This is a genomic window from Streptomyces sp. NPDC050806, assembly GCF_055586425.1.
In genome coordinates this window covers 588192-601062 of the sequence record NZ_JBVJIF010000003.1, presented here as the reverse complement: position 1 = coordinate 601062, position 12871 = coordinate 588192, and the positions used below count along the sequence as shown (strand labels likewise).

General features: G+C 71.9%; 12 protein-coding genes. 3 read left to right on the top strand and 9 right to left on the bottom strand.

Features of this window, described 5'->3' with window-relative positions; all coding sequences use genetic code 11:
- Positions 1-76: 76 nt before the first annotated feature.
- Together ACZ6WH_RS11950 and ACZ6WH_RS11945 are read right to left on the bottom strand one after the other, a co-directional pair.
- Complete coding sequence (locus ACZ6WH_RS11950) at positions 77-739, bottom strand: HAD-IA family hydrolase (protein WP_469727775.1); 663 nt, start codon at positions 737-739, stop codon at positions 77-79.
- A gap of 172 nt (positions 740-911) precedes the next feature.
- On the bottom strand, positions 912-1976 hold the full coding sequence (locus tag ACZ6WH_RS11945) for a peptidoglycan-binding domain-containing protein (protein ID WP_469727773.1): 1065 nt from the start codon (positions 1974-1976) through the stop codon (positions 912-914).
- A gap of 210 nt (positions 1977-2186) precedes the next feature.
- Here ACZ6WH_RS11945 and ACZ6WH_RS11940 point away from each other — a divergent pair, with 210 nt between their 5' ends.
- The gene (locus ACZ6WH_RS11940) at positions 2187-4247 is read left to right on the top strand and encodes an MFS transporter (RefSeq protein WP_469727772.1); all 2061 of its coding nucleotides are present in this window, start codon (positions 2187-2189) and stop codon (positions 4245-4247) included.
- A gap of 97 nt (positions 4248-4344) precedes the next feature.
- Here ACZ6WH_RS11940 and ACZ6WH_RS11935 read toward each other — a convergent pair whose 3' ends face one another.
- From ACZ6WH_RS11935 to ACZ6WH_RS11910, 6 genes are all read right to left on the bottom strand, one after another.
- Positions 4345-4671 carry an antibiotic biosynthesis monooxygenase family protein gene (locus ACZ6WH_RS11935; protein ID WP_432853684.1) on the bottom strand — a complete coding sequence of 109 codons (327 nt, stop codon included), beginning with the start codon at positions 4669-4671 and terminating at the stop codon, positions 4345-4347.
- A 123-nt stretch (positions 4672-4794) separates the two neighbouring features.
- Positions 4795-6273, bottom strand: a complete 1479-nt coding sequence (proP, locus tag ACZ6WH_RS11930) for a glycine betaine/L-proline transporter ProP (RefSeq protein WP_469727770.1) — start codon at positions 6271-6273, stop codon at positions 4795-4797.
- Between the two features lie 346 nt (positions 6274-6619).
- Positions 6620-7303 carry a hypothetical protein gene (locus ACZ6WH_RS11925; protein ID WP_469728014.1) on the bottom strand — a complete coding sequence of 228 codons (684 nt, stop codon included), beginning with the start codon at positions 7301-7303 and terminating at the stop codon, positions 6620-6622.
- Positions 7304-7520: 217 nt separating this feature from the next.
- Positions 7521-8000 carry a DUF6114 domain-containing protein gene (locus ACZ6WH_RS11920; RefSeq protein WP_469727768.1) on the bottom strand — a complete coding sequence of 160 codons (480 nt, stop codon included), beginning with the start codon at positions 7998-8000 and terminating at the stop codon, positions 7521-7523.
- Positions 7991-8611 (bottom strand): DUF6230 family protein, encoded by a 621-nt coding sequence (locus ACZ6WH_RS11915; RefSeq protein ID WP_399708539.1) that lies wholly within the window; start codon positions 8609-8611, stop codon positions 7991-7993. The genes ACZ6WH_RS11920 and ACZ6WH_RS11915 overlap by 10 nt, the downstream gene beginning before the upstream one ends.
- Positions 8612-8911: 300 nt before the next feature.
- Positions 8912-10144, bottom strand: coding sequence for a cytochrome P450 (locus ACZ6WH_RS11910; protein ID WP_469727766.1), 1233 nt, complete (start codon positions 10142-10144; stop codon positions 8912-8914).
- A 253-nt stretch (positions 10145-10397) separates the two neighbouring features.
- On the opposite strand from ACZ6WH_RS11910, the gene ACZ6WH_RS11905 reads away from it, so the two are divergent.
- Positions 10398-11567: a steroid 3-ketoacyl-CoA thiolase gene (locus ACZ6WH_RS11905; RefSeq protein WP_469727764.1), complete on the top strand. Its 1170-nt coding sequence runs from the start codon at positions 10398-10400 to the stop codon at positions 11565-11567.
- Positions 11568-11665: 98 nt separating this feature from the next.
- Positions 11666-12271 (top strand): DinB family protein, encoded by a 606-nt coding sequence (locus ACZ6WH_RS11900; protein ID WP_469727762.1) that lies wholly within the window; start codon positions 11666-11668, stop codon positions 12269-12271.
- 56 nt (positions 12272-12327) lie between these two features.
- On the opposite strand, the gene ACZ6WH_RS11895 is transcribed toward ACZ6WH_RS11900, so the two are convergent.
- A complete protein-coding gene (locus ACZ6WH_RS11895; protein WP_432864326.1) occupies positions 12328-12774 on the bottom strand; it encodes an aggregation-promoting factor C-terminal-like domain-containing protein in 447 nt (148 codons plus the stop codon).
- Between the last annotated feature and the right edge of the window lie 97 nt (positions 12775-12871).

The following is a 12871-nucleotide window of genomic DNA, read 5'->3' as shown; positions in this document are numbered from 1 at the left end:
GGACAGCGGCGAGGGGCCCCACCCGTACGGGTGGGGCCCCTCGTGGTTCCCGGCGTGGTGTGTGCTCCGTGTGCGCTCAGGCGGCGATGTGCAGCCGTACGCCGCCCTCGGGGAGCGGCTCGACGCGCAGCTGCGTCAGGTCGTCCACCTGCACGGTCGGCCCGAAGGCCGCGGCCCGCTCACCGACGCCCACGACCCGCATCCCGGCCGCCTGTCCGGCCCGGATGCCCGCCTCGGAGTCCTCGAAGACGAGGCAGTCCTCGGGCGCGAAGCCCAGCTCGGCGGCGCCCTTGAGGAAGCCCTCCGGGTCCGGCTTGCTGGCGCTCACCGACTCGGCGGTGATCCGTACGCCGGGCATCGGCAGCTCGGCGGCGCCCATCCGGGCCTCGGCCAGCGGCACGCTCGCGGAGGTCACCAGGGCGTGCGGCACGGCGGCGATCGCGGTCATGAAGACGGGCGCGCCGGGCACCGGCACGACACCGTCGGTGTCCGCGGTCTCCTGCTCCAGCATGCGCCGGTTGTCCGCGAGGTTCTGCTCCATCGGGCGGTCGGGGAGCAGCGCGGCCATGGTGGCCCAGCCCTGGCGGCCGTGCACGACCTTCAGCACCTCGTCCGCGTCCATGCCCTGCTCGGCGGCCCAGCGGCGCCAGCAGCGCTCGACGACCGCCTCGGAGTTGACGAGGGTGCTGTCCATGTCGAGGAGCAGGGCGCGGGCGGTGAGGGTGCGGGTTGCCGTCATCGGCGGACTCCTGTGCTGGAGTGGTGGGACAAGAGCGGCCCCGCCCGCCGGTCAGGGGAAGCGGGCGGAACCACTTTGTTCATCCACGATACAAAGCGGTCCGGCCACACGCCAAGCCCCCCTGGTCAGCAGGCCAGGGGGGCATGGTGATAAAGGGGGCGAACGGGGCCGGTCAGGGCTCGTCCGTGAGGAACTCCAGGGAGGTGCGGGTCGCGGATCCGTAGACGCCGTACGGGTCGCCGGTCTCGCCGTACGTCCGCTGGTACCTCGCCACGGAGGCCGCCACCCCGGCGTCGTACCGGCCGTCCGCGGGCCCGGCGTACAGCTTCAGCTGCGCGAGCCGCCGCTGCAGCTCCGTCACCTCGGGGCCGCTCGCCCCCTCGGACAGCACCGCCGGGCCGGTGTCCGAGCCCGTGAGGAAGCGCCGGACCTCCTCGCGCGTGCGCTCGGCGGAGCGCGTCGTCGGCGCGTCCGGCGGGCGGGTGAACGGCGTCTCGGCGGCGCTGGCGGCGGCCCGTGCGCCGGGCAGTCGCGTGGCCGAGCGGGACGCCGCGCCCGGGTCGGTCGGCCGGGCCTCGGCGGCCCCGTCGGGCAGATCGGCGACGTGCTCGCCGCGGTCGGCGAGCACGTCGCCGGCTCCGCCCCCCGCGTGCAGCTCGCCGCCGAAGAGCGCGGCGCAGACCGAACCGGCCGCCGCGGTGACCATCAGCCCGGCCAGCAGCACCGGGCGCCTGCGCCGCTCCGGCTCGGACCGGTCACCCGCCTGCCCGACCTCCCCGCCCGGCGGGTCCATGAACGCCACGGGGCCCGCGACCGGCAGCCCGTCGGGCCGCCGGCCCGGCGACCGGCGGTGGCCCGGCCCGGTCCCCGCCCCGCCGCTCTGCGGGGCGTACGGCGGGAGGTGCGGCGCCGCGGCGGGCGGCTCATGGGCCGTGGGTGACTCCCCGGGAGGCGCGGCGGGCGGCTGCGCGGTGCGGGGCGGGGCGTACGGGGGCCGGGGCACCCGGACGTACGAAGGCGGGGGGAACGCCGGCGGACCGTAGGCGCGCACCGTGAAGGCGCGCGGTCTGCGGGGCGGCTGCGGCGGATCGTCGGGATCGGGCGCGTCCGGCAAGGAGACGTACGGCCGGATGTGCAGCGGGTCGAAGTCCTGGGCGGCCGCCTGCTCGCACCGGCAGCCGGGGTGGCCGCCGGTGCGAGCGGGGGCTAAGCAGGTCGGGCAGTTCCTGGCCGTCACGCGCGTCCCCTCCCTAGTTGTCGGCTGCGATTATGCATATGCCGTCGCCTCCTGCACAGGGCCCCAGGACGTGAAGAAGCGGAGTACGACACATCGCTCAACGTGTCATAGCGGGGCAAAATGAGCGGGACGGGAGTGCGGCTCCGCTCCCGGACGCGGTGCCGGAGCCCGCCCCGCTCCTCGCCGCGGTACCGACGTAAGGAGACGTCCATGGCGCAGGACACCGGCGCTCCCGCCGTCCCCGCCGAGGCCCGGCCGCAGCGGACCGTGCTGGTGGCGATCGGCGCGCTGCTGCTCGGCATGCTGATCGCGGCGCTCGACCAGACCATCGTCTCGACCGCGCTGCCCACGATCGTCAGCGAGCTGGGCGGCCTGGACCACCTCTCCTGGGTGGTCACCGCCTACCTCCTGGCGTCCACGGCGGCCACCCCGCTGTGGGGCAAGCTCGGCGACCAGTACGGGCGCAAGAAACTCTTCCAGGCCGCCATCGGGATCTTCCTGATCGGCTCCGTGCTGTGCGGCATCGCGCAGAACATGCCGCAGCTCATCGCCTTCCGCGCGGTCCAGGGCCTGGGCGGCGGCGGACTGATGGTGCTGTCGATGGCGATCGTCGGCGACATCGTGCCGCCCCGCGACCGCGGCCGGTACCAGGGCCTCTTCGGCGCGGTCTTCGGCGCGACGAGCGTGCTGGGGCCGCTGCTCGGCGGGGTATTCGTGGACCACCTCAGCTGGCGCTGGGTCTTCTACATCAACCTGCCCATCGGCGCGGTCGCGCTGATCGTCATCGCCGCCGTGCTGCACATCCCGTCGAGCCGCACCCCGCACCGCATCGACTACCCCGGCACCGCCCTGATCGCCGCGGTCGCCGCCTGCTTCGTGCTGATGACCTCGCTCGGCGGCGTCAGCTACCCGTGGGGCTCCTGGCAGATCATCGGCCTCGGCGTCCTCGGCGTCCTGCTGCTCGTCGCCTTCGTACTGGTCGAACGGCGGGCCGCGGAGCCCGTCCTGCCGCTGCGCCTCTTCGCCGGCCGTACGTTCGCGCTCTGCTCGGCGATCGGCTTCGTCATCGGCTTCGCGATGTTCGGCGCGATGACGTACCTGCCGACGTTCCTCCAGGTCGTGCACGGTGTCTCGCCGACCATGTCCGGCGTGCACATGCTGCCGATGGTCATCGGCATGCTGCTCTCCTCCACGGTCTCCGGCCAGCTGGTCAGCCGGACCGGACGCTACAAGATCTTCCCGATCGCCGGCACCGGCGTCACCGCCGTGGGCCTGCTGCTCCTGCACAACCTCGACCGGTCCAGCGGCGTCGCCGAGATGAGCGGCTACTTCTTCGTCTTCGGCCTCGGGCTCGGCCTGGTCATGCAGGTACTGGTGCTCATCGTGCAGAACGCCGTGCCCTACGCCGACCTGGGCGTCGCCACCTCGGGGGCCACGTTCTTCCGCTCGATCGGCGCGTCCTTCGGCGTCTCGATCTTCGGCACGATCTTCGCGAACATGCTCGGCCCGCGGATCGCCGAAGCCCTCTCCGGCCGCCGGCTCCCGCCGGGCGTCGACCCGGGCAAGCTGGCCGAGGACCCGCGCGCGGTGTCGCAGCTGCCGCCCGGCGAGGCCTCCGGCGTACTGGACGCCTACGCGACGTCGATCACCAACGTCTTCCTCTACGCGGTGCCCGTCGTCCTGCTGGCCTTCGTGCTGGCCTGGCTGCTCAAGGAGGAGCCGCTGCGGGGCTCGGTGACGGCCCCGGACACCACCGAGGTGCTGTCCTCGAACCCCGTCGAACGGTCCTCGCACGACGAGTGCGCCCGCGCCCTGTCCAAGCTGGGCTCGCTGGAGGGCCGCAAGAAGCTCTACGAGACGATCACCGCGCGGGCCGGGTGCGACCTGAGACCGGCGGCGAGCTGGATGGTGCTGCGGATGTACCGGTACGGCTCCGTGGAGCCCGCGCTGCTCGCCGAGCGGAGCGCCGTACCCCTCGGCGTGATCTCCGAGGCCACCCGGCAGCTGGAGGCACGGGGGCTCGCCGAGCGGCAGGGCATGCCGATGGTGCTCACCGAGGCCGGGCGGCGGGTCGCGCACCGGCTCGCGGCCGCCCGCCAGGAGACCCTCGCCGAGCTGCTCGGCGACTGGTGGACCAAGGACCGCCCCACCGACCTCACCGAACTGGTCCAGCAGCTGACCGCGGAGCTGGGCGGCTCGGACGGCGAATGCCCGCGCAACGGGGACGCCCGGCCCGTACAGCGCCGCCCGGCGGGCCCGCGCCCGGTATGACAACGCGGGCCGCGGCCGCTCACCCGGAGCGCCGCGACCCGCGCGGGCACCCGGCGGCGGCCCGTGGCCGGGCCGGTGGCCGGGCGGCCGTACCGGCTCAGGCGGTCTTCGGGGCGGCCTGCTGGACGACGTCGAAGGACCAGACGGTGGAGCCGGAGGCGGCCGGCTTCGGGCGCTCGGCGTTCTCGCCGCCGCCCTGGTGCGCGGCCTTCATCGGGCCCTCCATCCACGCCTGGAAGGCCGCCTCGTCCCGCCAGCGGGTGTAGACGAGGTACTGGTCGGTGCCCTCGACCGGGCGCAGCAGCTCGAACCACTCGAAGCCGTCCGAGGACTCCACCGCGCCGGCGCGGGAGGCGAAGCGCTTCTCCAGCACCTCGCGCTGTTCCTCGGGGACGGTCAGCACATTGATCTTCACGATGCTCATGCCGCCATCCTGCCGCATCGCGCGGGGCGGTCCCCGGGCGCCCCGGGGACGGATCCGGACACGACGGGGCCCCCTGCCGCGGAGCAGGGGGCCTCGTCGTGCAGTCGCGCGTGAGCGGCGGGGTCAGGCCGCCTTGCTCAGCTCGCGGGCCTCGGCCTCGCTGGCCACCGCGGGCTTGGAGCCCGGCAGCGGCCGGCCGGCGCTCTCGGACATCTTCCACACCGCGATACCGCCGATGACGCCGGCCGCCATCATGTAGTACGCGGGCATCATCTTGTCGCCGGTGGCGCCGATGAGGGCCGTCACGACCAGCGGGGTGGTACCGCCGAAGAGCGAGACGGAGACGTTGAAGCCGATGGACAGCGAGCCGTAGCGCACCTTGGTCGGGAAGAGCGCGGGCAGCGTGGACGGCATCGTCGAGGTGAAGCAGACCAGCAGCAGGCCGAGCGCGGCCATGCCCAGGCCGATCGCGGCCAGCGAGCCCTGGCGGATCAGCAGCAGCGCCGGGACGGACAGGACGAAGAAGCCGATGCAGCCGGCGGCGATGACCGGGCGGCGGCCGAAGCGGTCGGAGGCGCGGCCCGCGAACGGCTGGACGCACATCATCACGGCCATCACGGCCAGCACGACCAGCAGGCCGTGCGTCTCGTCGTACTTCAGCTCCGAGGTCAGGTAGCTGGGCATGTACGACAGCAGCATGTAGTCGGTGACGTTGAAGACCAGGACCAGGCCGATGCAGAGCAGCATCGCGCGCCACTGGCCCACGACCATCTCGCGCAGGCCGGTCTTCTTCTCGGCGGTGCGGCGCTGCTTCTCCTGCTCCGCCGCCTCCTTCTCCATCGCGGCGAAGGCCGGGGTCTCCTCCAGGCGCATCCGCAGGTAGAGGCCGATGATGCCCATCGGACCCGCGATCAGGAACGGGATCCGCCAGCCCCAGGAGATCAGGTCGTCGTGGCTGAGCAGCGCGGTCATCAGGGTGACCAGGCCGGCGCCGCCGATGTAGCCGGCGAGCGTGCCGAACTCCAGCCAGCTGCCGAAGAAGCCGCGCTTCTTGTCGGGCGAGTACTCGGCGATGAAGGTGGAGGCGCCGCCGTACTCACCGCCGGTGGAGAAGCCCTGCACCAGGCGGGCGATCAGCAGCAGGACGGGGGCCCAGACGCCGATGGCGGCGTACGAGGGGATCAGGCCGATCGCGAAGGTGCCGATCGCCATCATGATCATGGTGATGGCGAGGACCTTCTGGCGTCCGATACGGTCGCCGAGCGGACCGAAGACCATGCCGCCGATGGGGCGCACGAGGAACGCCGCGGCGAACGCTCCGAACGTCGACAGCAACTGCGCGGTCGGGTTCCCGGACGGGAAGAACACCTGTCCGAGGGTGACCGCGATGTAGCTGTAGACGCCGAAGTCGAACCACTCCATCGCGTTGCCGAGCGCGGCCGCCGAGACCGCTCGCTTGGCCATGGCCGGGTCGACGACCGTGGCACCGTGCCGCTCCTCGCTGGAAGGAGCCCGGTCTTTCGCACGGGCACCGGGGCCCGGGGCGACGGAGGTGTGCGTCGGCACGTGTTCGCTCGCCTGCGCTCTCTGGGACGACTGCATTGCAAAGCCCGCCGGGCCACCGACGGGCGAATGTCGACCTTAGGGGCAGAACGGATCGTCACGGAGGGTGATCTTCCGCGTACGGGAAGGGGGTGAAACCCCCTCGTTGCAGGGGCGATGCGGCGGACAGAACGGACACGGAAAAAGTATTCCTGTGATCCTTATCGCTGCGATCACCTGCAACTGAGGGCCCTGATGTGACCCATCCCACGTGACGGCGCGGCATTCCGGGGAACGCCGCGCCGTCGGATCGTCGCCCGTCCAGCATCCGTCCGGCGGCTCCGCGGCGCCACTCGGACGGATGTGGACCGTCACGTCAGGACGGCCGGTGCGGGCGGCCTCCCGGTCAGCCGGTGACGGTGATCTGCGACGCCGGGTCCGTCGTGTCGGACACCGCGTACGTGGCGCCGAACGTCGAGGCCGTCGCGCTCGTCGGGCAGCCGAAGCCGCCGGTGACGGTCACCGGCACCGAGGCGCCGGAGAAGGTGAGCGTGGACGGCGCGCCGTTGGTCCAGCTGCCGTTGACGGTGGCCGGGCCGCTGGGCGCCGCGGTGACCGTGCAGGTGGCGAGGCCGCTGGTCTTCACGACGACACCGCCCTGCGGAATGTTCATCACGGCGGTGCTGGGCGAGCCGTTCTGCATGGACACGCCCCACGCGCCGCTGGTGGTGACGGTGGCGCTGACGCCCGGCATGCTCGTCGTGCAGGAGCCGTACGTCGGCGCGCTGATCGAGCTGGACACCGGTCCGGCGTCGTTGTGGTTGCCGGGCGCGGCCGGCACCTGGCCGGTGGAGTTGGACGCCGAGCAGGTCACGGTCACCGAACCGGCCTTGAAGGTGGCCTTGCCGGTGAGCTTCGCGGCGAAGGCGTGGCCCGCGGGGGTGACGGTGGTGGAGCCGGCGGCCGCGCCCTGGGCGGGGGCTGCCGCGGTGGCCGGTGCGGTGACGGCCAGGCAGAGCGCGCCCGCCGCCGCGACGCCGGTGCCGGCGGCGAGCAGCGTACGGGCATGCGTACGGGGTCTGAGCTGCATCATCGAGGGTCTCCTTGCGGTTGCCGTTGCGGGTGATCGAGTGATCGTGCGGTACCGGTACGGAGTGCTGGTGGTGCAGAAGTGCTGGTGATTCAGGCAGTGCTGGTGGTGCGGTGGTGCGGTGGTGTGCAGTGATGTGCGGTGGTGCAGGGCGTCCTCGGCCACGGCCGAGGCGGCCGAGGACGCCGTTCTTGGGAGGGGCGGCGGAGCCGCCGCGCTAGACGGCCGGGTCTGCGGCCGTGGGCGCGCCGTCGGCGGCCGGGTCCGCCGGCGAGGGGTCCGCGGCGGCCGGTTCCGGCTCCGGGACGGGCTGCCACGCGAACATCAGGGCGCCGCCGAGGATGCCGAGCACGGTGCCGATGAAGAAGCCGCCGAGGTTGGACATGACCAGCGCGGCGGCCGCCATCAGGACGGTCAGTACGCCGGCCAGCCCGCGGTAGTGCGGCGCGAACCAGGCGGTCAGGCCCATCACGATCATCACCAGCCCCATCAGCACGGACGGGATGCCGGCGATGCCCTGCTGGAGCATGATCTTCAGCGGGGCCAGCGGGATCACGCAGATCTCCAGGCCCGCCAGGACCGTGGCCAGCCCGCCCCAGAAGGGCCGCGCCTTGCGCCAGCGCCACCAGGCGGAGCGGGGCCGTGATGCATCGCCCCGCGCTGCCCGGCGGCCGCCCGCGCGCCGGGTCAGAAGCATTCCTTCTTGCCCTTGCTGATCTTCATGCTCAGGCCGGAGAGCTTGAAGGTACCGGCGTTGGTCGCCCACGCGGTCTGCTTCAGGTCGGTGATGTTCACGTCGTCGGCCTGCTGCGCGAAGGCGTCCTGCATGCCCTGCGCCTCGGCCGGACCCTTGTCCAGTGTGGAGGCGTCCCGGCCGATCTCGATGTTGTTGAACGAGGCGTTGCCCGAGAGCTGGGTGGCGTCGACGTAGAGGTTCTTGGCCTCGACGGGCTTGCCGCCCTTGCCCGCGGTCAGGTTCAGCGAGATGTTGCCCAGTACGGGCAGCTTGGTGACCACCGACTGGCAGAGGTTGTTCAGTTCCGCCTGTTTGATGGCGGTCACCGCGACCGGCAGCAGCTCGCCGCGTGCGTTGGCGTCCACCCCGCCGTACTGCGCGAAGCCGTCCCCCTTGAGGCTGCTCGCCGAGACCTTGAACTGCTGGCCCGAGACGGCGAACGAGGCCGCCAGCGCGCCGTTGGCCAGGGCGATGGCCAGGGCCGCCGTGCCCGCGAAGGCCGGGACGGCCAGCACGGCGAACTTCCGTGCGCTGACCCGTCCCGTGACCGGTCTGCCGTGTGCGTCTTTCATGGCTGCTGTCCCCTTCGATGCGTGGATCGATAGCTGGCTCACCGACCGGCGACGCGTCGGCCCGGGAGCGGCCGGCGCAGGGCTGATCGATGCGTGGGGGGCGAACGAGGCGCGTGGGGGGCGGACGCGGCGGGTCGTGGCCGCGTGCCGAGTGTTACCGCCGGTGTTACCGGCGAGTTGAGTTGAATGTAAGTGCGCCAGTGGGGGTTGGCAAGGTTCCGGGTCGGGCGGTTTTCCGCCAAAAGGAAAGACGGTGGCCACCGGGGGTCCGGCGGCCACCGTCCGTGCAGGGCACGGGAGTTACCCGTAGCTGACCCGCAGCTCCTTCACGCCGTTCAGCCACGCCGAACGCAGCCGCCGGGGGTCGCCGCTCAGCGCGATGTCCGGTACGGCGTCGGCGATGGCGTTGAAGATCAGGTCGATCTCCAGCACGGCCAGCGACTTGCCCAGGCAGAAGTGCGGGCCGCCACCCCCGAAGCCCAGGTGCGGATTGGGGTCACGGGTGATGTCGAAGTCCTCAGGCCGGTCGAACACCTCGGGGTCGTTGTTGGCCGACGCGTAGAAGATGCCGACCCGCTGGCCCTCCTCGATGTGCGCGCCGCCCAGCTCCGTGTCCTGAGTGGCGGTGCGCTGGAAGGAGACCACCGGGGTCGCCCAGCGCACGATCTCCTCGGCGGCGGTCGAGGGGCGCTCCCTCTTGTACAGCTCCCACTGTTCGGGGTGGGTGAGGAAGGCGTGCATGCCGTGCGTGATGGCGTTACGGGTGGTCTCGTTGCCCGCCACGGCCAGCAGCAGCACGAAGAAGCCGAACTCGTCGCTGCCGAGATTGCCCTCGTCCTCCGCCGCCACCAGCCGGCTGACGATATCCTTCGCCGGGCACTCCTTGCGCGCCGCAGCGAGGTTCATGGCGTACGAGATCAGCTCCATCGCCGCGTTGACGCCGACCTCTTCGGTGATCGCCAGCTCGGGATCGTCGTACGCGACCATCTTGTTCGACCAGTCGAAGATCCGGGACCGGTCCTCCTGCGGGATGCCGATCAGCTCCGCGATGGCCTGGAGCGGCAGCTCGCAGGCGATGTCGGTGACGAAGTCGCCGCGGCCGTTCTTCTTCGCCTCCGCGACGATCCGGCCGGCCCGCTCGCGCAGCGCGTCCTCCAGGGCGCGGATCGAGCGGGGGGTGAAGCCGCGCTGGACGATCTGCCGGACCCGGGTGTGCTCGGGCGGGTCCATGTTCAGCATGATCAGCTTCTGGACGTCGATCTGGTCGCGCGACATGGACTCGTTGAAGCGGATGATCGAGGTGTTGCGGTTCGCCGAGAACACGTCGGGCCGGGTGGAGACCTCCTTGACGTCCGCGTGCCGGGTCACCACCCAGTAGCCGTCGTCCCCGAAGCCCGCGATGTTGTGCGGCTGGGCGTTCCACCACACGGGCGCGGTCCGTCGCAGCTGGGCGAATTCGGGGAGGGGCACGCGGTCTCGGTAGACGTCGGGGTCGGTGAAGTCGAACCCGTCGGGCAGCGCTGGACAGGGCATCGGCGTCTCCAGGTCCGTCTCTCCGGCTTCGGCGGCCGGCTCTCCGGTACTCCTGACGGGCCATCAGAAGGTGCCGCGAAGGTAGTAACGAGTTCTACAAGTGGCAAGGCTCACGCGGGAAATACTTGCGAATACGGCCGACGCAGCACTCTTGCGCGGGCGCGTGAGGCTCGTGAGACTGGGCGCGGAACTAGAACGCGTACTAGTTCTGCCCGGGTGCCGGGCCGCCCGGACAGCCAGGAGAGGACGAGTCATGGCCGCTGAACCCGTCATCGTCGAAGCCGTCCGCACCCCGATCGGCAAGCGTGGAGGCGCGCTCGCCAACCTCCACCCCGCCTACCTACTGGGCGAGACGTACCGCGAACTCCTGGAGAGAACGGGCATCCAGCCGGACTGCGTCGAGCAGATCGTCGGCGGCACGGTCACCCACGCCGGCGAACAGTCCATGAACCCCGCCCGCAACGCCTGGCTCGCGGTCGGCCTGCCGTACGAGACCGCCGCCACCACCGTCGACTGCCAGTGCGGTTCCTCGCAGCAGGCCAACCACATGGTCGCCAACATGATCGCGGCCGGCGTCATCGACGTGGGCATCGGCTGCGGCGTCGAGGCGATGTCCCGCGTCCCCCTGGGCAGCGGCTCCAAGCACGGCCCCGGCAAGCCCTTCCCCGACGAATGGCACGTCGACCTGCCCAACCAGTTCGAGGCCGCCGAACGCATCGCCCGCAGACGCGGCCTGACCCGCGAGAACGTCGACGCGCTGGGCCTGATCTCCCAGGAACGGGCGGCGCAGGCCTGGGCAGAGGAACGCTTCAAACGCGAGACCTACGCGGTCCAGGTGCCCACCACCGAGGAGGAACAGGCCGCCGGGCAGGGCATGTGGCGGCTGGTCGACCACGACGAAGGGCTGCGCGACACGAACATGGCGGCGCTCGCCGGGCTCAAGCCGGTCATGCCCACCGCCGTCCACACCGCGGGCAACTCCTCCCAGATCTCCGACGGCGCCGCCGCCGTCATGTGGGCGTCCAAGCGGATGGCCCGGGCCCTCAGACTGAAGCCGCGGGCCCGCGTCGTCGCCCAGGCCCTGGTCGGCGCCGACCCGCACTTCCACCTGGACGGCCCGGTCGACGCGACCCGCGCGGTGCTCGGCAAGGCCGGCATGTCCCTCAAGGACATCGACCTCGTCGAGATCAACGAGGCCTTCGCGTCCGTCGTCCTGTCCTGGGCCCAGGTCTTCGAACAGGACCTGGAGAAGGTCAACGTGAACGGCGGCGCCATCGCCCTCGGCCACCCGGTGGGCGCCACCGGTGCCCGGCTCATCACCACGGCCCTGCACGAACTGGAACGCAGGGACAAGGAATTCGCCCTGATCACGATGTGCGCGGGCGGAGCACTGGCGACCGGGACGATCATCCAGCGGCTGTGACGGTCATCCAGCGGTTGTGACGACCGGCCGGCTCCCGTGACGCCCCGGCGGCGCCGCGGCCGGCGGCCATTGTCAGTGGTCCCTGTCACACTTTTGCCATGACGACAGAACCGACGGGACCGGCAGAGCCGGCTGACTCCACGGCTCCCGCAGCACCGCCCGCCATCCCCCCGGAGAACTTCCCGCCGGAATGGGCGGGGCCCGAAGAGCGCCCCGCCCCGCCGCTGGTCGGGGACGAGCGGGAGATCCTCACCTCGTTCCTCGACTGGCACCGCAGGACCTTCGAGCTCAAGTGCGCCGGGATAGACGCCGAGCGTCTCTCGGAGAAGAGCGTCCCGCCGTCCGGCCTCAGCCTGCACGGACTGATCCGCCACCTCGCCGGCGTCGAACACTGGTGGTTCCGCGTCCAGTTCGCCGGTGAGCGGGACGACTTCCCGTACTACTCCGACGACCACCCCGACCAGGACTTCGAGATGCTGGACGGGGACGCGGCGGAAGAGCTGGCGTTCTGGCGCGCCGAGTGCGCGCACTCCCGCAAGCTCGTCGCCGCCACGCCCTCGCTGGACGCCACCGGCACCCACGCGGCGAGCGGTCAGCCGGTCTCGCTCCGCCGCATCCTGGTCCACGTCATAGCCGAGTACGCCCGGCACAACGGCCACGCCGACCTGCTCCGCGAACGCCTCGACGGCGCGACCGGGGTCTAGGACCCGGTCACGCCGCCGGAGGAAAGCGGGGAGCGGAGCCGGAGCGCCGCTCGTGCTCAGTACCAGTTGTGGGACTGCCAGAAGGACCAGGCGCCGCAGGGGCTGCCGTAGCGCTCGTTCATGTAGTTCAGGCCCCACTTGACCTGGGTGGACGGGTTGGTCTTCCAGTCCGCGCCGGCCGAGGCCATCTTCGAGCCGGGCAGCGCCTGGACCAGTCCGTAGGCGCCGGAGGAGGCGTTGGAGGCCTGCGGGTTCCAGCCGCTCTCGCGCTCCACGATGTTGCTGAAGCACTGGTACTGGCGCTGGTCCGGGATCTGCTGGTGCGCCGCGGCCTGCGCCTCGCTCGCACCGGCCCGCTCGGCGGCGTGCGCCGGGGTCGCGGCGACGGCGGCGGTGGCGGCGGCGCCGAGCGCCACGGCACCGGCGGCGGCAGCGCCAGCGGCGCGGCGACGGGTGACGAGACGGGGGGCGGTACGGCCGGCGGCAGAGGACACGGTGGACAGCACGGAGGGAGGACCTTCCGACGGGGGCACGGGGCGGGGTGCGTCGCCGGGCAGCGGTGAGGTTTGCGGACCCGGCGACCACTTCACCGTGCGAGGC